Origin of the sequence: Mycobacterium asiaticum, from assembly GCF_001673635.1 — a bacterium.
Lineage (GTDB): Bacteria > Actinomycetota > Actinomycetes > Mycobacteriales > Mycobacteriaceae > Mycobacterium > Mycobacterium asiaticum_C.
This window is the reverse complement of sequence record NZ_LZMH01000037.1, coordinates 199,946-218,213: the sequence shown is the minus strand read 5'-3', so window position 1 is coordinate 218,213 and position 18,268 is coordinate 199,946. Positions and strand designations below refer to the sequence as shown.

General features: G+C 66.6%; 18 protein-coding genes and 1 tRNA gene. 4 read left to right on the top strand and 15 right to left on the bottom strand.

Annotated features, from left to right (window positions below):
* The 7 genes from A5645_RS11145 to A5645_RS11115 all read right to left on the bottom strand — a co-directional run bounded on the left by A5645_RS11145 (position 1) and on the right by A5645_RS11115 (position 7,085).
* Complete coding sequence (locus A5645_RS11145; RefSeq protein ID WP_065129521.1) at positions 1-867, bottom strand: patatin-like phospholipase family protein; 867 nt, start codon at positions 865-867, stop codon at positions 1-3.
* An 11-nt stretch (positions 868-878) separates the two neighbouring features.
* On the bottom strand, positions 879-1,760 hold the full coding sequence (locus A5645_RS11140) for a class II glutamine amidotransferase (RefSeq protein ID WP_065129520.1): 882 nt from the start codon (positions 1,758-1,760) through the stop codon (positions 879-881).
* A gap of 15 nt (positions 1,761-1,775) precedes the next feature.
* Positions 1,776-2,249: an SRPBCC family protein gene (locus A5645_RS11135; RefSeq protein ID WP_065034852.1), complete on the bottom strand. Its 474-nt coding sequence runs from the start codon at positions 2,247-2,249 to the stop codon at positions 1,776-1,778.
* Between the two features lie 38 nt (positions 2,250-2,287).
* Positions 2,288-3,352 (bottom strand): NAD(P)H-dependent amine dehydrogenase family protein, encoded by a 1,065-nt coding sequence (locus tag A5645_RS11130; protein ID WP_155767955.1) that lies wholly within the window; start codon positions 3,350-3,352, stop codon positions 2,288-2,290.
* Positions 3,353-3,459: 107 nt separating this feature from the next.
* Entirely contained in the window at positions 3,460-5,091 is a 1,632-nt protein-coding gene (locus A5645_RS11125; RefSeq protein WP_065129519.1) for a long-chain fatty acid--CoA ligase, read from the bottom strand.
* A 108-nt stretch (positions 5,092-5,199) separates the two neighbouring features.
* Entirely contained in the window at positions 5,200-6,339 is a 1,140-nt protein-coding gene (locus tag A5645_RS11120; RefSeq protein ID WP_065129518.1) for a YncE family protein, read from the bottom strand.
* A gap of 404 nt (positions 6,340-6,743) precedes the next feature.
* On the bottom strand, positions 6,744-7,085 hold the full coding sequence (locus A5645_RS11115) for an ArsR/SmtB family transcription factor (protein WP_065034873.1): 342 nt from the start codon (positions 7,083-7,085) through the stop codon (positions 6,744-6,746).
* A 91-nt stretch (positions 7,086-7,176) separates the two neighbouring features.
* Here A5645_RS11115 and A5645_RS11110 point away from each other — a divergent pair, with 91 nt between their 5' ends.
* Complete coding sequence (locus A5645_RS11110) at positions 7,177-9,111, top strand: heavy metal translocating P-type ATPase (RefSeq protein ID WP_065129517.1); 1,935 nt, start codon at positions 7,177-7,179, stop codon at positions 9,109-9,111.
* Positions 9,112-9,120: 9 nt separating this feature from the next.
* Here A5645_RS11110 and A5645_RS11105 read toward each other — a convergent pair whose 3' ends face one another.
* Entirely contained in the window at positions 9,121-9,891 is a 771-nt protein-coding gene (locus A5645_RS11105) for a DUF427 domain-containing protein (RefSeq protein WP_065034847.1), read from the bottom strand.
* A gap of 52 nt (positions 9,892-9,943) precedes the next feature.
* Between A5645_RS11105 and A5645_RS11100 the strand changes: the two genes are divergently transcribed.
* Positions 9,944-10,453: a nitroreductase family deazaflavin-dependent oxidoreductase gene (locus A5645_RS11100; protein ID WP_253866935.1), complete on the top strand. Its 510-nt coding sequence runs from the start codon at positions 9,944-9,946 to the stop codon at positions 10,451-10,453.
* A 4-nt stretch (positions 10,454-10,457) separates the two neighbouring features.
* On the opposite strand, the gene A5645_RS11095 is transcribed toward A5645_RS11100, so the two are convergent.
* From A5645_RS11095 to A5645_RS11065, 7 genes are all read right to left on the bottom strand, one after another.
* Positions 10,458-12,053, bottom strand: a complete 1,596-nt coding sequence (locus tag A5645_RS11095) for an esterase-like activity of phytase family protein (protein WP_155767954.1) — start codon at positions 12,051-12,053, stop codon at positions 10,458-10,460.
* Between the two features lie 54 nt (positions 12,054-12,107).
* Positions 12,108-12,890, bottom strand: coding sequence for a hypothetical protein (locus tag A5645_RS11090; RefSeq protein ID WP_065129515.1), 783 nt, complete (start codon positions 12,888-12,890; stop codon positions 12,108-12,110).
* A gap of 22 nt (positions 12,891-12,912) precedes the next feature.
* Positions 12,913-13,410 (bottom strand): MmpS family transport accessory protein, encoded by a 498-nt coding sequence (locus A5645_RS11085; protein ID WP_065129514.1) that lies wholly within the window; start codon positions 13,408-13,410, stop codon positions 12,913-12,915.
* A gap of 131 nt (positions 13,411-13,541) precedes the next feature.
* On the bottom strand, positions 13,542-13,886 hold the full coding sequence (locus A5645_RS11080; RefSeq protein ID WP_065034836.1) for an MmpS family transport accessory protein: 345 nt from the start codon (positions 13,884-13,886) through the stop codon (positions 13,542-13,544).
* Between the two features lie 130 nt (positions 13,887-14,016).
* Positions 14,017-15,162, bottom strand: coding sequence for a zinc-binding dehydrogenase (locus A5645_RS11075; RefSeq protein WP_065129513.1), 1,146 nt, complete (start codon positions 15,160-15,162; stop codon positions 14,017-14,019).
* Positions 15,163-15,179: 17 nt separating this feature from the next.
* A complete protein-coding gene (locus A5645_RS11070; RefSeq protein WP_065129512.1) occupies positions 15,180-15,572 on the bottom strand; it encodes a YchJ family protein in 393 nt (130 codons plus the stop codon).
* A 117-nt stretch (positions 15,573-15,689) separates the two neighbouring features.
* A tRNA-Leu gene (locus A5645_RS11065) sits at positions 15,690-15,763 on the bottom strand.
* Positions 15,764-16,109: 346 nt separating this feature from the next.
* On the opposite strand from A5645_RS11065, the gene A5645_RS11060 reads away from it, so the two are divergent.
* A complete protein-coding gene (locus tag A5645_RS11060; protein WP_065034833.1) occupies positions 16,110-16,958 on the top strand; it encodes a PPE family protein, SVP subgroup in 849 nt (282 codons plus the stop codon).
* Positions 16,959-17,046: 88 nt separating this feature from the next.
* Positions 17,047-18,228 carry a PPE family protein gene (locus A5645_RS11055; protein ID WP_065034832.1) on the top strand — a complete coding sequence of 394 codons (1,182 nt, stop codon included), beginning with the start codon at positions 17,047-17,049 and terminating at the stop codon, positions 18,226-18,228.
* Positions 18,229-18,268: the final 40 nt, after the last annotated feature.

Genomic DNA, 18,268 nt, shown 5'->3' with positions numbered 1-18,268 from the left:
TCAGAGTCCCAAGAACCGCGCGACTGACTCTGCTTCCCGGCGGCCCTGCGCGCGTCCCGCTCTCGCCGAGCCGATGCGGCAGCGCGGATCCAGCGGGTTGGTGCCGAAGGCCGCCAAAGAGTCGTCGTCGGCGAACACCGTCAATGCCCGGCCGGCGCGGCTGGTTTGGAAGGTTGTGATCTCGGCGGCCGGGCCGGGTCCGAACGGCGACGGGGCATCCGCACCGGCGGGCACCAACACCACCGCCTCGTCGCAGTCGTTCGCGACGTCGACGTTGACGGTGCTCTTGACGCCACCGTCCATGAAGCGCCGATCGCCGATGGTGACCGGCGGCCATGCTCCGGGCACCGCACAACTGGCCGCGACCGCATCCACCAGGCCAACCCCGGATTCCCGGTCGAACACCACGAATTCGCCGGTGGCGGTATCGATTGCGGTGACCCGAAGCACCCGGTCGGGCCATTCGTGGGACGGCAGGCGCTGAGCGATCACGTCGCGCCGCACCGGTTCCGGGACGGTATCGGTAGCCAGCGCCACCGACCCGATGCGTTGCAGCCGCCCCTTCAAGTCGTCCGGCCCGCGCAACGCCTCCAGGAACAGCCCGGTGATTTGCTCGATGTCGACATTCGGGTCGATCTCCGCCGACGTCTCGTCGGTCTGCCGCTCGTAGAGCGCGTCCAGCGTCCAGCCGCTACCGAGTTGCGCCGCGACCGTGGACCCAGCGGACGTACCGACCAGCACATCGGACTCCACCAGCAACCGGGCGGCCTGCGGAATTTCGTCCGCGATGCCCCGCAAAACGCCTGTCTCCCAGGCAATTCCCGCTACCCCACCGCCGGCCAGCACAAGCGCTCGTCTGGTTGTCACGCTTGCTTACGTTACGGGAGGTGCCGCGTGCCCGGCATTGCGTGCTGCGCGCGAAAGACCGGCTGGCTCAGATCATCCCTGCGAATGAGGATCCGGGGCGCGTCGGGAAGCGCGATGCTGCGGCTGATGTTCAGGGCGGCCTCGACGTAAACGAGTTCGCCCGGATCGAGCAGGCACCAGCGGGGGTCGTCGTCCATCGGTTCGGTGGCGAACACCACCGACGACCGCTCGGCCAGCAACTCGCTCTGCGCGTGGATCCTGCTGGTCGACAGGTCGAAATCCGGGTCGCCGTCACGACGGCGATCCAACATGAACAGCTGATGGGTCTGCGGGTACCGCAGCGCCCACATCTGGGTGCCCATACACATCAAAATGTTGAGGGCGTAGACGGGGACATTGTCGGCGAGCCACCTGATCGCGTCCACCAAACCGGCTGAGACGTCACCGTTTTGAGCGCGAATGCCGGCGGTGATCAGCGCGAACACCCGCTCGGAGTCGGTTTGGCCCAATACCAGGTCCGAGGTGCCGAGTTCGCGAAGCCGTTGGTCGACGATGTCGAGGCCCTCGATCATGCCGTTGTGCGCGAAGAGCCTGCCGTCCTGCAGAAACGGGTGGGTGTTGCGCGCATCGAGCGAACCCGTCGTCGCGTACCGGACATGCGCGATGAAGGTAGTGCCGGTCAGTTCGTGCGCTTCGGTGGAGAACGTCGCGTCCTGCCAGGCGGCGATCGGCTCCTTGCGCAGCCGTGGGTGGCCGCGCTCGTCGAACACCCCGAGCCCGGTGCCGTCGGGATTCTTACGACTCTGCTGGGTCAGGCTGTCCGGAGCGTCCAGCAGCCAGAAGGTCGCGGTGACGACTTCCGTACCGGCGTGCAGACCGAAGAGGCGACACATGGTTTCAGTCCGCCTTCAGTCGACCAGTTGTGCGGACAACTTCTCCAGCACCACCCGCGCGTAACCCTTCCACATCTTGGCGAACACCGGCAGCAATGGCGCCGCGGTGGACGACTTCGGGTGCAGCGTCCACTGCCAGTTCACCCGGGTTCCGGTGCCGGCCGGGGTGAAGGACCACTTGCCGTCGACCGTGCTCACCAACGTCGCCAACGGCCCGGTGATGTCGGAAAGCGTGTACCCGAACGACCGCGGCGGGTCGAAGCTGGTCTGTGTCTCCTTCACTCGCCCGCCACCGACCATCACCAGGGTTCGGGTCTGCCCGGCCGGACCCCACTCGCCGCTCTGGTCGCGCACCTCCTTGATCGGCGGGATCACCCCATACCACTGCGAACAGATCACCGGCAGGGAGATCGCCAACGTTCCGGCGAACGCATCTTCGACGGAAACGGGTATCGCACGCCACTGCTCAACTACGACAGACCTTGCCATGATTGCCTTCTGATTCGGAGTGGTTGGATTCTGGAGACTCACCTGGACAGGTGCGGAGCGGCCCGGCCGGTGATGAGCGGCAGGTCGAAGAAGCTCTGGATGCCTGCCGGTGCCGCGCAGGTGGCGGGCACGGCGTTGACGCAGTGCGCGGCGGTCGCGACGATGCCCGGATTGCTGGTGAGCCCTTCCTCGACCGTTTCTGGCTGCCATCCCTTGACGGTGACGAAGGTGTCGGGGTTTCCCCGCACCTCGATCTCGTAGCGTTCCCCCGCCGGCTCGAAAGACCAAGGCGGGTCGAGGTTTTCCGATCCCATCAACCAGTTCACGGTGATCTGGACGACCGGGATGTCACCGGCCAGGGCCTCCCAGGTGAATCGGCGTCCGGCGACCTGCCCGGGCTCGATCACCCCGATCGGCGAGTTGATCGGGGCGGTTGCGACCGCCACCTCCTGGGACGGGCGAATCTCGGGGTCGGCGGCGAAACCCAGCTTGTCGACGATCAACCGCACCGACTGGAAGAAGCCGCCGTTTAGCAGTTTCTGCATAGGCCCGGTCAGGGCACTGTCCGGGGTGCCCCCGAAGCCCATCACATAGCGGAGCACGTCCGGGGCCCCGTAGGTCCGCAGGTCCGAAAACTCCTCGGCGCGAACGAAAGTGACGCCAGTGGACATCACCGAGAGCAGCAGCGGGAACAGTTCGGTGGCCGCGCCGGGCCCGATGCCGGCACCGTGCAGGGTGACGTTTGCGGCCTGGGCGGCGACCTCGAGCGGGGCGGCCTCCTTCTCGGTCGGGTAGAACCAGCCCAGCGGTGTGACCACGTTCTTGCCCGAGCGCAGCAGCGCGGCGACCTCGTCGACGCTGGGCAGCAACGGCGCGTAGATGACGGCGTCGGCGTCGAGCGCGAGGATCTCGTCGATGTTGTTGGTCGCGGTCACCCCGAGCGGCGGCCCGCCGATGAGGTCGCCGACGTCCCTGCCGCCCTTGGCCGGCGAATGCACCCAGCACCCAACGAGCTCGAGTTCTGGGTGCTCCAATACCCCTTTGATCGCTGCCGTCCCGACGGACCCGGTTGCCCATTGCACGACCCGAAGTGTCATGGTCACCTTTCTACCGCGAGCAGACGCTAAAGCCCCTGTTTCGGCACGAAACCGGGGGCTTTAGCGTCTGCTCGCGAGGGATGCGGCACCCCGGTTCGCGGTTAGTCAGGGGCCTAGTTGTGGGCCTGAGCGACATCGTAGGCCCCCTCGGCGTACCGAGACCGAATGGCTTTCTTGTCGTACTTACCCACGCTGGTCCGCGGGATCTCGTCGGCGAAAGCCCAACGCTCCGGCAACCACCACCGAACGACCTTGTCCGCCAGATACTTTCGCAGATCGTCGGCGCTGACGGCGGCACCCTCCCGGGGGATGACGACGGCCAGTGGGCGTTCCTGCCAGCGCTCGTCGGGAACGCCCACCACCGCGGCCTCGACCACGTCAGGGTGCGCGATCAGGCAGTTCTCCAATTCGACGGAGGAGATCCATTCGCCGCCCGACTTGATGACGTCCTTGGCGCGGTCGGTCAGCGTGATGAAGCCCCGCTCGTCGATGCGGCCGACGTCACCGGTGCGCAGCCAGCCGGAGTCGAACTTGGAGTCGTCGCTCACCCGGTAGTACGAGCCGGTGATCCACGGCCCGCGAACCTCCACCTCGCCCACCGCTTTGCCGTCGTTGGGCAGCACGTTGCCCTCGTCATCGACGATGCGGGTCTCCACCCCGCAGACCGGTTGCCCCTGAGTCACCCGGAACGCCCAATGCTGGTCCTGCGGGATGCCCGGCGGTGGCCAGGCCATGGTGGCCAGCGGCGAAGTCTCGGTCATCCCCCACAGTTGCCGGATCTGGACGTCGTGCTTGTCCTCGAAGGTGCGCATCAGAAATTCCGGGACGGCCGAACCGCCGCAGGCGACCATGCGCAACGAAGACATGTCGTGGCCCGGATTCTTCTCCAGGTGATGCATGACGTCGTTCCAAATCGTCGGCACCGCACCGGCAAGCGTGGGACGCAACGTCTCGACCAGTCGGATCAGCGACGGGGCGTCGAGGTGGCGGTCGGGCAGCACCAGGTCGGCGCCGGCCATCAACGCCGCATACGGCAGCCCCCAGCCATTGGCGTGGAACATCGGCACGATGGGCAGCAGCCGGTCGCTGGAACCAACCCCGATCCCATTGGTCGTACAGGCGGCCATCGTGTGCAGGAAGCTCGAACGGTGGCTGTAGACAACGCCTTTGGGGTTGCCGGTGGTCCCGCTGGTGTAGCACATGGCCGCGGCGGAGTTCTCGTCGATGGGCGGCCAGTCGAAATCGGTTGACTCGCCGTCGATTATCTCGCTGTAGCGCACCACAGTCTTACCGGCGTCCTGCAGCGGCGCGAGGTCACCGTCACCGACCGCGATCACGGTGTGCACGGTGTCCAGCTCGGCCAGCACCGGGGCCAACTGCTTGGTGAGCGACAGGTCGACCAGCACCACCCGGTCCTCGGCTTCGTTCGCGACGTACGCGATCTGCTCAGGGAACAACCGGATGTTCAGCGTGTGCAACACCGCGCCCATGGACGGCACCGCCAGATAGGCCGCCAGGTGCTCGGCGTTGTTCCACATGAAGGTGGCCACCCGCTCGTCGCCGGTTATGCCGAGGCGCCGCAACGCGTTTGCCAACTGCGCGGCTTGCAGACCCAGTTCCCGGTAGGTGGTTTGCCGGTAGCCGTCGTCGGTGGCGGTGATGACCTCGCGGGCACCGTGGACACCGCAGCCGTGCCGCATGATCGCCGTGATCGTCAGCGGATATTCCTGCATCGTGCTGTACATCGTGAACCGCCCTCACGCGTCTCGGCGCAGCACCTTTCGGCCCTGAGCCGAATGTTAGCGCCGTGCCACGCGATGCGGTTCATCGGGCCGACCGCCCGACGCGCGGCGCTAGACCAGGGCGGCGTCGTACTGCAGCAGGTCCGGCACGAACAGATCAGCCGACCGCTTGCTCTCCAGCGCCGCCTGCTCGAAACCGGAGTCGACGCTGTCCGCGATCGGCGCCACGGTGACCGCACCCGAGTAGTCGGCGATGTAGAGGTACTTGCCATCGCCGCTCTCGACGACGCACGACGGTTGTGTGCCGACCTTGACCGAGTCGATCACGTCCTGGGTCAGCGTGCACAGCATGGTGACGCTGTCGTCACTGACCAGGTATGCCCGCCGGCCGTCGGCGCCGATCGTCAGGCGGGTGAGCAGGCCGGTGATCTCGCCGATCTTGCGCGTGCTGGTGATCTTGTCGGTGCGGGTGTCCACCACGTCGACAGCGGCGAAGTCCGGCCCGGAGCTGGCGACGTACACCAGCCCGCCGTTGGGGCTCACCGCGACGTCGCGGACGGCAAGGCCGATGTCGATCGTGCTGAGGATCTTGGGCGTCGAGCTGTGCGGGGCAGCGTGCTGCTTGGCCCGGCGCCGCCAACGTGCGCGCCCGGCGTCCGCTTCCGGCCCCTTGCCGGTGTCTATGACCACCAGCTGGCCGCCGGCCGGTCCGTTCACACCGACATACAACCGGCCCCCGTCCGGACTGACCCGGACGCACTCGGTGGTGGTGCCCGGGATGGCGGCGATACCGATGATCTCGAACTGCTCGGTGGTGGTGTCCATGACGGCGACGTCGGCGCTGCGAGCGCCGTTGCGGCTGGCGTAGACGTGCTTGCCGTCCGCGCTCACAGCCAGGTCGCTGATGCTCAGCGCCACCGGGTGCGATCCGACGACGGTGTTGGTGGTCAGGTCGACGACCTGGATGACGTCGTAGGCGGGCGTCACGGTGGTGACGTAGGCGCGCCTGGCTGCCTCGTCGATGCCGATCGCGAAGGGTTCGTGCAACCCGAAGATGGTGTCGACCTCGCGGCAAGCCCGGGTGTCGATGATCGAGACGCTGTCGCCGCCGTAGTTGGTGACCATCAGCCGACGACCGTCGGGGCTCACCGTTATGCCGCTGATGGGACCCTGGTCGACTGTGATCTGGACGGCGACCGGGTGCTCGAGGATCTCCACGTCCCGGCCGTTCACATCGCGTTCGAGGCTCATACTGGCACCACCTTTGCTGTTTTCGGCGGGTCGCCGGAACGGGCAAACCGTGTCCGGGAAAAACGCACTTCAGCACCCTTAAAGCACCTGGAAAGCACCTGGAAAGCACCTTGGAGCTGTTCCGACCCGCGTTTTGCAACAATTTTAGCGGCACAATTCATAGCCAAAAGATTTCAAATTGGGCAGTGTTACCTACGTCACCGGTGTTACTCAGTTGGCACTCAGGAACCGCGCGATCAAAATGCGCCGCAGGTGGATTCGGCAAAGGCGGGAAGCCCGCGGAAGAGGCTTAACGCCCAACCGGCTAACGCTCCTGCCGCATGGGCCGATAATCGCGAATAATAAATTCTTAAATTTGCCACTTAATAGAGGCGTATATCACACTTGGACACAGGCGTGTCGCTTCAGCTTTTGCCCGCGGCGCGCCGCGAGCTAACGGTGTCCGCGCCCGTCAATGCCTGGCTGAGCACTCGCAGGATGTCCTGATCGGCCGGCGAATAGTAGACGAAGGTTCCTTCGCGGCGGGTCTTGACCAGCCCGGCCAGCCGGAGCTTCGCCAGATGCTGACTGACGACGGTCGGCGCCACCTGCGCCAGTTCGGCCAGGCACGCCACCGACGTCTCGCCCTGCAGCAACGCCCAGAGGAGTCTTACCCGGGTGGGGTCACTCAGCATCCGAAATGTGTCAGCGGCCCGGGTCACCTGCTCCTCGGAAGGCATTGAGAAGTCGGCAATCGACGTGTGCACGCTAGCCAGCATACCGCTGACCTGTGCATTCATGAATCAATCTGTAAACGCAGTTGCATAGCTGCACATATACGCATCTATAGTAACTCGGATGACTTCCCATCCGGTGCTGCAGGACGACCGGCCGGCAGCCGCCTGCCGGCCGATGCGCGAGCGTGCCTGGTCTCTGCCTGAAGTCCGTTGGGCGCTGGCGGCCAGCGGGTTTTTCGGCTGCGGCGCAGCGGCCCACCTCCTTGGCGGGCCGGCGTGGCTCTACTGCGGTCTGTATCTGGCCTGCTACGTCGCCGGAGGGTGGCAGCCCGGCCTGGACGGGCTGATCGCGTTGCGGCGCAGGTCTTTGGACGTCGACCTGCTCATGGTCGTTGCGGCGCTCGGCGCCGCCGCCATCGGCCAGATCTTCGACGGGGCGTTGCTGATCGTCATTTTCGCCACCTCCGGGGCGTTGGAGGCGGTGGCCACCAAGCGCACCGAGGACTCGGTGCGGGGTTTGCTCGGCCTCACTCCCGAAACCGCCACGCGGGTGACCGATTCCGGCGAAGAACTCGTCGACACCGCGGAATTGGTGGTCGGCGACCTGCTGCTGATCCGCCCCGGCGAACGCATCGGCGGCGACGGGGTGGTGGTCGACGGTGCCAGCGAGGTCGACCAGGCGACCATCACCGGTGAACCCCTGCCGGTTGACAAGACCGCCGGCGACGAGGTGTTCGCCGGCACCGTCAACGGGACGGGGTCACTGTGGGTCCGGGTGCAGCGGCCCAGCGCCGACACGGTGATCAGCCGCATCGCCGCCATGGTCGCCGAGGCCAGCGCCAGCAAGGCCCGTACCCAACTGTTCATCGAGAATGTTGAGCAGCGTTACTCGGCACTGATGGTGGCCGCGACCATCGCGCTGCTGACGATCCCGCTGCTACTCGGCTCCGACCTGCGCTCGGCGCTGCTGCGCGCGATGACTTTCATGATCGTGGCGTCCCCCTGCGCGCTGGTGTTGTCCACCATGCCGCCGCTGTTGGCGGCGATCGCCACCGCGGGCCGCCACGGTGTGCTCGTCAAGTCGGCGGTGGTACTGGAAAAACTGGCCACCGTGGGCCGGGTTGCCCTGGACAAGACCGGCACGCTGACCCTCGGCGCGCCAGCGCTCACCGGGATTCATGTCCTGCCGCAGAGCGGATTCGGTCGCACCGAATTACTGGCGTTGGCCGCATCGGCCGAGCATCCCTCCGAGCACCCCCTGGCCCGCGCCATCGTCGCGGCCGCCCGGGGCGCAGGCCTCGCGCTGCGGCCGACGGTGGCGTTCACCTCCGCACCGGGACGCGGTGTCCGGGCCCGCATCGGTGACGACACCGTGGAGGTCGGCAGTCCGGGACTGCTCGGTGACGATGCCACTGTCGGACAGCTGGTACACGCCAGTGAGCGGGCTGGCCGCACCACCGTGATCGTGCGGGTCAACGGTGCGCCGGCAGGCGTGCTCGAGCTGACCGACCATCCCCGCGACAGAGCGGCCGACGCCGTCGCCCGACTCGAATCACTCACCGGCACAACACCGTTGCTCCTCACCGGAGACAACCCGCGGGCCGCGTCCCAGCTCGCGGCAGACGTGGGGATCACCGACGTGCACGCGGCACTGTTGCCGGAGGACAAGGTCGCCATTGTGCGCAGCCTGGAAGCGGGCGGGGCCGCGGTGATGTTCGTCGGGGACGGCGTCAATGACGCTCCCGCGATGGCGGCCGCCCAGGTTGCGATCGCGATGGGTCGCACCGGGTCGGATCTCGCGCTGCAGACGGCCGACGCCGTGATAACTCGCGACGAGCTGGGCGCGCTGCCGGCCATCGTTGCCCTGGCCCGACGGGCCCGACGGGTGGTGACCGCGAACCTGCTGATAGCCGCGACCTTCATCGTCGTGCTCGTCACCTGGGACCTGCTCGGGCACCTGCCGCTGCCGCTCGGCGTCGCAGGCCATGAAGGGTCCACGATCCTGGTGGGCCTCAACGGTTTACGATTGCTGCGCGACCGTGCCTGGCGCGTGTAACGTCCGGCTTCAGCTGAACTGGGTGCGCGGCCGGGCCAGCGGGGTACCGTCCACCTCGATGTCGAGTTTCTCGTTGTAGAAGGCCACCAGCCCCGCGATCGGCGCGACGGCGGGCAGTGGGTAGTGGTAGGTCCACGCCAGGTCGGCGTGCAGGGTCTCGCCCACCCGCACCGACCAGTAGCCCGACGTCACGCCCTTGTAGGGGCACAGTGTCTGCGTCGATGTAGGTTCCAGCTGTTCGAAGGCGACGTCCGACGGGTCGATGTAATACCTTGTCGGCAAGCCGGTTTCGAATAACAGCACCGGCGATCGGGTGTCGGCCAGCTGGACCCCGTCCAGCGTCACCCGGATGTGCCGGTGCGAGCGCAGTGCGTCCACCCGGGAGTAGGGATTGCGTGGGTGCCCGTAGATCTGCTCGTCCTCCTCCAGCCAACGCAGCGGGTCCCAGTTGAAGCGCACGAAACCGGCGACGGGGCTGTCGCTGTCAGCGTCGAACACCCGCGCGGCCGACGGGTGGGTCTGACCGTTGCCGACCAAGGAGAACAACCTCGAGGGGCCGAATTGCACCCGCTGTGCGTGGTCCTCGTCGCTGAGGAACTCGGCACGCACATCGTTCAGCGGCACGTAATACTGTGGATAGTAAGGAATTTCCCATACGTAGCGCGCCGAGGTGGTGTCGAAAACCAGCTCGCTGCCCAGATAGCCGCGCACCCGCCGCGGCGCCGGCTCGATCCGTCCACGGGCCGCGGCGGGCTGAGGGTAATCAGTTTCGGTGGTCATCAATGCACAATTGCACGTTCCGGCCCGCTCGTCGCGCGGGTACTGTCTACCCGTGGCATTCCGGCGGGAGAGCCCGACGCGTGGGCGACGACTGCGCCTCGATGAGGCACTCATCGAGCACGCGCTGATGACGCCGGTCGGGTATCAATTCCTGCTGCATGTGGCACCTCGGATCGATAAGGCGGTCATCCCCCGAACCAAGGGACGCCTGAGCAGTGCCGGCGTCGACAAGGTCGGATTGGTCACCAGCACCGGAGCCAAGTCCGGACGCCGGCGCACGCATCCCTTGGCGCTGTTCGAGGACGGCGATGCGCTGCTGGCGATCGGCTCCAACTATGGTCGGCCCAACCACCCCGCCTGGAGCGCGAACCTGCTCGCGCACCCCGAGTGCACGGTTGAGTTCCGGGGTCCGCCCAAGCGGCACAAGGCCGAGCTGCTCACCGGCGAAGAGCGCGCCGCAGCCTGGGCCCGCGCGATAGATTTCTATGCCGGCTTCGAGAATTATCGAATCAGTTGCGAGCCAAGAGAAATCCGGGTCTTCCGGCTGCGGCCGCTGCCGTGACCGGTCAGCCGACCTTGATCCGGATGGTCTGCGACTCGGTCTTGGCGGGCAGCTTGCTGGTGTCCACGACCAGGATCTCGCCGCTGTCCTGACTGCCGTTGGGCAGCGTCTTGGGCTTGAGCCGGAACGGTGGCGTGTCCGACGCCAAGCCGGCCAACCCGAAATCGCTGCCGTTGGACAGGATCAGGGTGTTGCCGTCGTCGGGTGTGGCAACCCCTTCGATCTTGTCGTGACCGAAGAAGTCGCCGTTGGCCGACAAAGTGCGTAGCAGATCGCCGACATCGAGCTTGATTGTCTTGCGCGCCACCGAGATTCCGGCGGCCTTGAGTCTGCCGACGGCATCCGCGTCGGTGCTGACGCCGACCAACGTCTCAAGGGGCATTCGGTTGACGAGCAGTCCACCACCGTCGGCTTCGTAGACCGCACCCGGCACCGTGGAGCGGGGTCCGACATCGGTGGCCGCAGCGATATCGGCGACATAGATCTTCTTGTTGCCATTCGGAGGCGCCTTACCGTCGCGCTCGACGATCAAGAACTCGGTGGCGCTGAGCGCGGTGATATCGGATACCGCGACACCCGACTCCTGCGGGTTCGCCAGTGGGTACAGGTACTCGTGCACGATGCTGCGGTCGACGAGGTTGACCGTCACGATCCGAACGAACGGAACCGATTTGGCCGGACCTTGCAACCCGGGCGTCTGCAAAGCCGACTGCATGACCCCGACCAGCGTGTTGCTGTCCGGCGTGATCGTCACACCTTCCATGCCCTGGTTGGGCGCACGCAACGCAAGTTCCCGGGGCAAGCTGCCATCGAACGGCGAAAAGCGTTCCAGTTCTTTGCCGTTGGCGTCGAAATGGGCGATGTAGGGGCCGTACTCGTCGGACACCCAGAACATGCCGTCGGGGCTGGCGACCAGCCCCTCGGGGTCGATGCCGTAGTCCGAGGGCGGTAGCGGCGTGCCATTGAGGTCGACCATCGCCTCGCCGGTGCTGGCGTGCGGGTCGATCAGACCGACCAGCGGGGTACCCTCCGGAGCCTGCAGGGTGATGGTCCGCTCCACCGTCGCGACGCCGTTGGCGAGCTTGAGCTTGGCGATCTGTGGGTGGTAGTCGGGCACGGGCAGCACCTTCTCGTTGGGTGCGCGTCCGCTGACGTTGGGGCCGCGGTCGGTGAGGCCGTAGATCTCGTCGCTGCTGCCGGGCACGGCGGCGATGCCCGACCCGTGCGCGCTGGCCTTGATCACGACGCCGCCGATGGTGGCCAGGGGCAGCTGGTCCTCGTCATACAGCTTGACGGCCCGGCTCACCGTGACACTCAGCTCGTCGGTGCCGGTGAATCCGGCGTCGGGCGTGTAGATGACCGCCCCGTCCGAGCCGTAGCTGATCTTGCCGTGCGCGGGTTTACCGAACGCCGTCGGTGTGATGCCGCCGGTGGCCACCAGCATCCGGTCCGGCGAAATGGTCAGGGGCTTGCCGGCCGGGGTACTCAGGTCCGCCTTGCCGGTGGACGTCGGCAGTGCCGGGGAGGCGCTTTGCGCGCACCCCACCACGGTGATCAGGACCGTGCCGAGCACGGCCAGCGTTCTCGCTTTGCATGCCATTTGCATTACGTAACAAGCCAAGTTGACACCTTGGTGTACACGAGACGAGCGCCGTTAATGCTTTTTGTCTCTGACTTTGTAGGTCGACGGCCAGGATTTCCGCGATTCGTCGCCGGTCAGCGGGGTCCCCATGCCGCCCACTTTCACGTTGTATGCCTCCTTGCCGGGTCCCACTTCGCGGTTGGCGTGTTCCTGGGCCAGGAAGTAAAGCTCGTCGATGGTGGCCTCGTCGTAGGCCACGAACGACGTCTCCCGTTCGAGGTCGTCGATGCCGGCCAGCATCCGTTCGGGCAGCAAGCGCGACGCAACCGCCGCAGCGCCGAGCAGCGTGAACGGAATGACCCAGTAACCGAGGAACGACAACGGGGTCTTGGTGTCCAGGATCGTCGCATTCCCCTGCACCAGCGGTGGAATGGCCGACGAGATGGTCATGCCGGCGAACGCGGCGACCCAGATCCAGGTCAACATTGTCGTGACGCGCTTGAACAGATCGGTGTTGATGATGTCCGCGGGTTGCTCGGCGGCGGCGTATTCGCGGACGAACGGTTTGCCGATAAGCACACCGATTAACGCGACCAGAAAGATTCCGGCATTGCTGAGTGGCTGTATCCACCGAGCCATGAAAGCGTCGTCGAGCACGAAGCTCAGCGCGGCCAGGATGACAAACGTTGCGACTGCACCGATTTCGAGCGTTTGCCCCGGTTTGCCGGAGGCCCGTCCGACGGCGAAAACCGCGACGGCCATCAACAGCGCGACCGATACGGCGGTGCCGAATGGAACGTTGCCGACCAGTACCCAATAGACGATCCACGGCGCAAAGCCAAAGAGCATGCCCACGGTGGGCCAGTCTATGGGGGACTCACCTTCGGGTTGCGGGCATCCCTATCTGCAACTTGTTGCCGGTGTCGGCAACACAGTTGACCGAGGCCACGGCACCGCTGGACGTCTGCTCGGTCACCTTTTTGCCGTCGGACAGGATCCGGCAGGTCAGGGTGGCCCCGGAATCGTAGGAAGTGGCCCAGACACGAGCGATCAGGACGTTCCTGCCGAAGTTGGTCACGTCTTTGCTCCAGGGCAGTGCTGGGTTTCTGTCTTCCCCGTCGCTGCCGTCGGGCACCGTGTAGCTGATGCTCAGCGCACTGGCCGTTCCTTCGACCTGATAGGTGAGCGTGCGCTTGCGGTGCGCGCGCTCCCAATTGTCTCGGTTGTACAGGTTGAAAAAGACCAGCACCAGGACACCAACCAGGATGACGGACACAGCCAGCACCCACGGCCACACCAGCCGCTTCTTCGGGCCCTGCGGAGGGTAACCGTAGGGCGGATAACCGGGCGGCGGTGGCGGTGGGTAGTTGTACATGGCGCGTCCCCGAATCGCTTGCGTGCGGCTGTGCGCCCATCACAGCAAACTTTCGGGTCGCTGGCTCGCGATCGGCTGAATCAGTGCCGGTCTTGCTTTGCCGGGTTTCGCCGGCTCTGCCGGCGGATGGCCTAGCGCGAGTAGATGCAGTGCGCCGAACCACCGACCGGCTGCTCTGCCACCACATGACCGTTGATCGAGATGCGGCAGCCGGGGTTGGTCGCGCCGCTGCCGACCACGACTACCTGGAAAAGCGTCACGTCGGGACCGGCCTGAATGGTGCGGCTCCAGGGCAGCGGTGCGTTGTAGACGCGGTCGACGGCGGGGTCGGTGTCGATGGTCATGGCAGTGCCGGAACCCAACGCCTCAAAGGTGACGGTGCTGTTGTCGGCGTAAGCCGCGGGAGCAAACACTCCGGTCATAGCGGTGATGGCCAGCGCCGCCATTCCGGCTTGCGCAAGACGCTTCGTATGCATGGAACCCTCAATTCAGATCGAGCCGACGGGGATCGCCTCACTTTTCGAACCGGGAACCTTACGGGCGGGCGTTTCTCTGGATCGCCGTTACCCAATTGCGACAGAAACTAAACCTCGCGCACGAAAGCCGTCACGGCAGCGCCTGCGGGGTGACCAGGAACTTCTCGCCCGTCGCGCGCTTGACGTACCGGCGGAACGCATCGGGACTGAGCATGCCCGCCAGTGACACCTCCTGCGTATAGGTGCTGGTAAAAGTGGTGGTCAGTTCCGCGGCCACCCGGTTCCGCAGCCGGGCCACCCCCTCGGCCCCGATGCTCTGCAGGAACGGGGTCAGCAGCCACCCGCCCACACCCCAGGCCATGCCGTAGTCCCGGATGAGCTTCGTCGGACTCGTGTCGAGCACCCCGTAGATGTAGACCTGCTTGTGGACCGTCGACCCATAGCGCGAGTACTCGGCCGCGGTCTCGTTTGCCGCCTGTTCCATGCCGGAAAGGATCCGGCTCGCCAGGGTGCCCCCGCCGACGGCGTCGAACGCCAGCGTCGCCGACGTGGTTTTGAGCGCATCCAGCAGGTCGTTCGCGAACGACGGCGACTCCGAGTTGCAGACGTGCTCCGCCCCGAGCGAGCGCAACAGCTCTTCCTGCTCGGGCTTGCGCACGACGTTGACCAGCGGGACCCCGTCCGCCTGGCAGAGCTTGACGAGCATCTGGCCCAGGTTCGACGCGGCGGCCGTGTGCACCAGGGCCGAATGTCCTTCGCGGCGCATCGTTTCCAGCATTCCGAGCGCGGTCAACGGATTGACGAAGGACGATGCTCCCTCCCTGGCCGTCGCCCCCTCGGGCAACACCAGGCAGGTGCCCGCATCGACCAGGCGGTACTGTGCGTACATCGCGCCGGCCGCGATACCGACCTTTCGACCGACGAGCGCCTGGGCCGCTTCGGATGAGCCCGCCGCAACCACCGTGCCGGCACCCTCGTTGCCCACCGGGAGCGATTTGTCGACTCGCGCCGACAGCGCGCCCAGCGAGCCGGTGTGCAGCGGCGCGGTCACCACGGGACGGTCCGGAGTGCCGGACACCGTCGCGGCGGCCATGTCTGCGCTGGCGACCAGCAGGCCCAGATCTGAGGGGTTGATCGGGGCGGCTTCCACCCGAACCAGCACCTGGTTGCCGGACGGCGTGGGCACCGGGACCTCGTGCAGCGAGAGTTCCAGTGCGCCTTGCGACGTCACCAACGAGCGCAGCTCAAGCGCGGTGCCGGGCAGTTGTGTGGTCATGGGCGTTGCCTCTCTTTTCACCTGATCAGGCCGTCGACGTAGAACCAGCGTCCGGCGCGGCGCTGGAAACGACTGCGCTCGTGCAGCCGGCCGCGGCGACCGCCGCTCTCGAACAGCGCCACGAACTCGACTTCGCCGAGGTCGTCGTCGGGTTTGCCCGCAACTGTGTCGATGACCTCCAGGCCGATCCAGGCGATACCGGGGTCGATCGTCACATTCGCCGGCCGCGTGCGCGGATGCCAGGTGCGAAACAGATAGTCGGCGTCACCGCAGGCGAAGGCCGAGTACCTCGACCGCATCAGTTCCTCGGCGGACCTGGCCTGCCACTCGCCGTCGTGCAGCGGCCCGCAGCACGAGCGGTAATCGTCCGCGTTGCCGCATGGGCACGGCGGCCCGGGTTGCTCGCTCACAACGAGCCTCAACGATCCGTGCAGCTGGGGAATTCCGACGGTTGGGGCGCAAACAGGGTCATCTCGAGCGAACCCACCGATCTGCGACCTCACATGCACTGAGCAGCTGTTCCCCAGTGCCCCCAGTCGGACTCGAACCGACACTGGGCGGATTTTAAGTCCGCTGCCTCTGCCAATTGGGCTATGGGGGCCCGGCGGCGAATCTAGCGTGCCAGCACCGCCTCCAGGGCGTCCGATCACCCTCCAATTGCCGACGTGCGCGAGCGCGGACTTATTAGTAGGATCGCGCGCCGCGCGCCCATGTATGGTGCCACCCCCCACCCTCCAGATGACACGGCCGTATCGGCCGCAATGGACTTGTTAAAACTGCCCGCGCCTCCGTTAACAAGCCGTAAACGTCCGTCACCCTGCCCTTTTCGAGTCGGACTGTGGAGCCGGAGCTAGTTAGCGTTACGCCAACGCACAGGGGCCATTACGCAAACACACAGGGCCGACCCTGCGAACGCGGTCGGCATTTTCACCCACAAGGAGCAATAGATGTCTTTTTTGACAGCAGTGCCGCAAGAACTGGCCGCTGCAGCGGCTCAGCTGGGAGCTATCGGGGCGGCGTTGGCGGGGCAGAACGCAGGTGCTGCGGCCCCGACCACGGCAATCGCGCCGGCGGCCGCCGACCAGGTGTCGATCCTGCAATCCGGCATCTTCACCGCATATGGCGCCCTGTATCAGCAGATCGCCGCCGAAGCGCAGGCAATGCAGGAGCAGTTCGTGCAGACCCTGGGCCTGAGCAGCGGCACGTACGAGCAGTCCGAGGCGGCCAACGCGGCCGCGGCCACCGCTGCTTCCACCCCGGGTGACTTCATCAACCAGATCAGCACGCTGCTTGGTGGCCCGGTCACCAGCTTCGGCGGTCAGCCGTTCAGCCTGTCGGGCAACGCGGCCAACTTCACCAGCTTCGAGATCGGCAACTGGGCTTCGGCGACCTCGAGCCTGCTCGGTCTGGCCGGCGGTGGTTTGTTCCCCGACGGCTTCGGCGTGCCGGAAGACCTCGCTGCGGCCGCCGAGGCGGCCGGAGCCGCCGAGGCAGCCACGGCCGGCACGGTCGGCGCGGTCAGCGGCGGACCGGTCGCAGCGGCCCTTGGCACGTCGACGATGGTTGGCGCGATGTCGGCGCCGCCGAGCTGGGCCGCCGGCGCCACGCTCGTCTCGAGCACCGGCCCCAGCGCCCTGTCGGGTGCCGGCTGGACCTCGGCCGCGCCGGCCGCCACGACCGGCGGCTTCTACCCCGGCATGCCCGGTGTGGCGTCGGCCGCGCGCAACAGCGCCGGCTTCGGTGCGCCGCGCTACGGCGTCAAGCCCATCGTCATGCCGAAGCCGGTGAGCGTCTAGGCGCCCCTTGCAACGAGGCATGCAACCAGCCATCCAGCCAGCCATCGAAGACCACTTAGCCAGATAAAGCCAAAGGAACGGATACAAAATGTCTTTTGCAGCTTTCCCACCCGAGATCAACTCCGGGCTCATGTACTCCGGCGCGGGCGCGGGACCGCTCATGGCCGCCGCGACGGCCTGGAGCAACCTGGCCGCCGAGCTGAACACCACTGCGACCCAGTACGAGTCGATCATCACCTCACTGACCACCGAGCAATGGACCGGTGCGGGTTCCGCGTCGGCTGCGGCCGCGGCCCAGCCCTACGTGGCCTGGCTGACCAGCACCTCGGCGGCAGCCGAGCAGGCCGCCCTACAGGCGTCGGCTTCGGCCGCGGCCTATGAGGCCGCCTTCGCCGCGACGGTGCCGCCGCCGGTGATCGCCGCCAACCGGGCGCTGCTGGCCGCGCTCGTCGCCACCAACTTCCTGGGCATCAACACGCCCGCGATCATGGCGACCGAGGCGCAGTACATGGAGATGTGGGTCCAGGACGTCATCGCGATGACTACCTATCAGGCCAACGCCGCCGTCGCCGCGGTCCTCGAGCCCCTGACGCCGGCCGCAGAGACCACCAACCCGGGCGCCGCGGGGATTCAAAGTGCCGCCGTCGCCGCCGCTGCCGCGGAGGGCCCCACCGCCGCGTCGCTGGGCGATGTCGTCACCGGCCTGCAAACCGAGCTGGAAAATCTCGCCCTCGGCACTTCCTCGATTGGCACCGGCCTGTTCAACGCTTTGCCCGTCCCGGTGCAGGAACTGCTCACCGCGCTGGACGGTTTCCTGGGCACCCCGTTCATCTTCAACGCCATCCAGCAGGTTGGTGTCACGGCGGCATGGTTCGTCTTCGCCGCCATCCCGAACGCGATCTTCGCCGGGCACACCATCGACGCCAACATCGCCGCGGCGGCTGCGGAGGTTGCGGCGGCGCCGGCGGCCGCGGCGGCCGCGGGTCTGGCCGGCGAGGTCGAATCGGTGGGCGCCGCCGCGGCGGTCGGCGAGGCATCGCTGGTTGGCAGCCTCTCGGTGCCGGCCAGCTGGGCCAGTGCCGCCCCGGCGGCGGAGGCAGCCGGCACCGCGCTGGCGGGCAGCGGCTGGACGGTTCCGGGCGAAGGTGCGGCACCGGGGATGATGGCCGGCATGCCGGGTATGGCAGCGGCCGCCAAGGGTGCGGGCGCATACGCCGGGCCGCGGTACGGCTTCAAGCCGACCATCATGCCCAAGCAGGTTGTGGTCTAACACTTTTCAAATCAACCAACTGAGAACGACGAGATAGGAG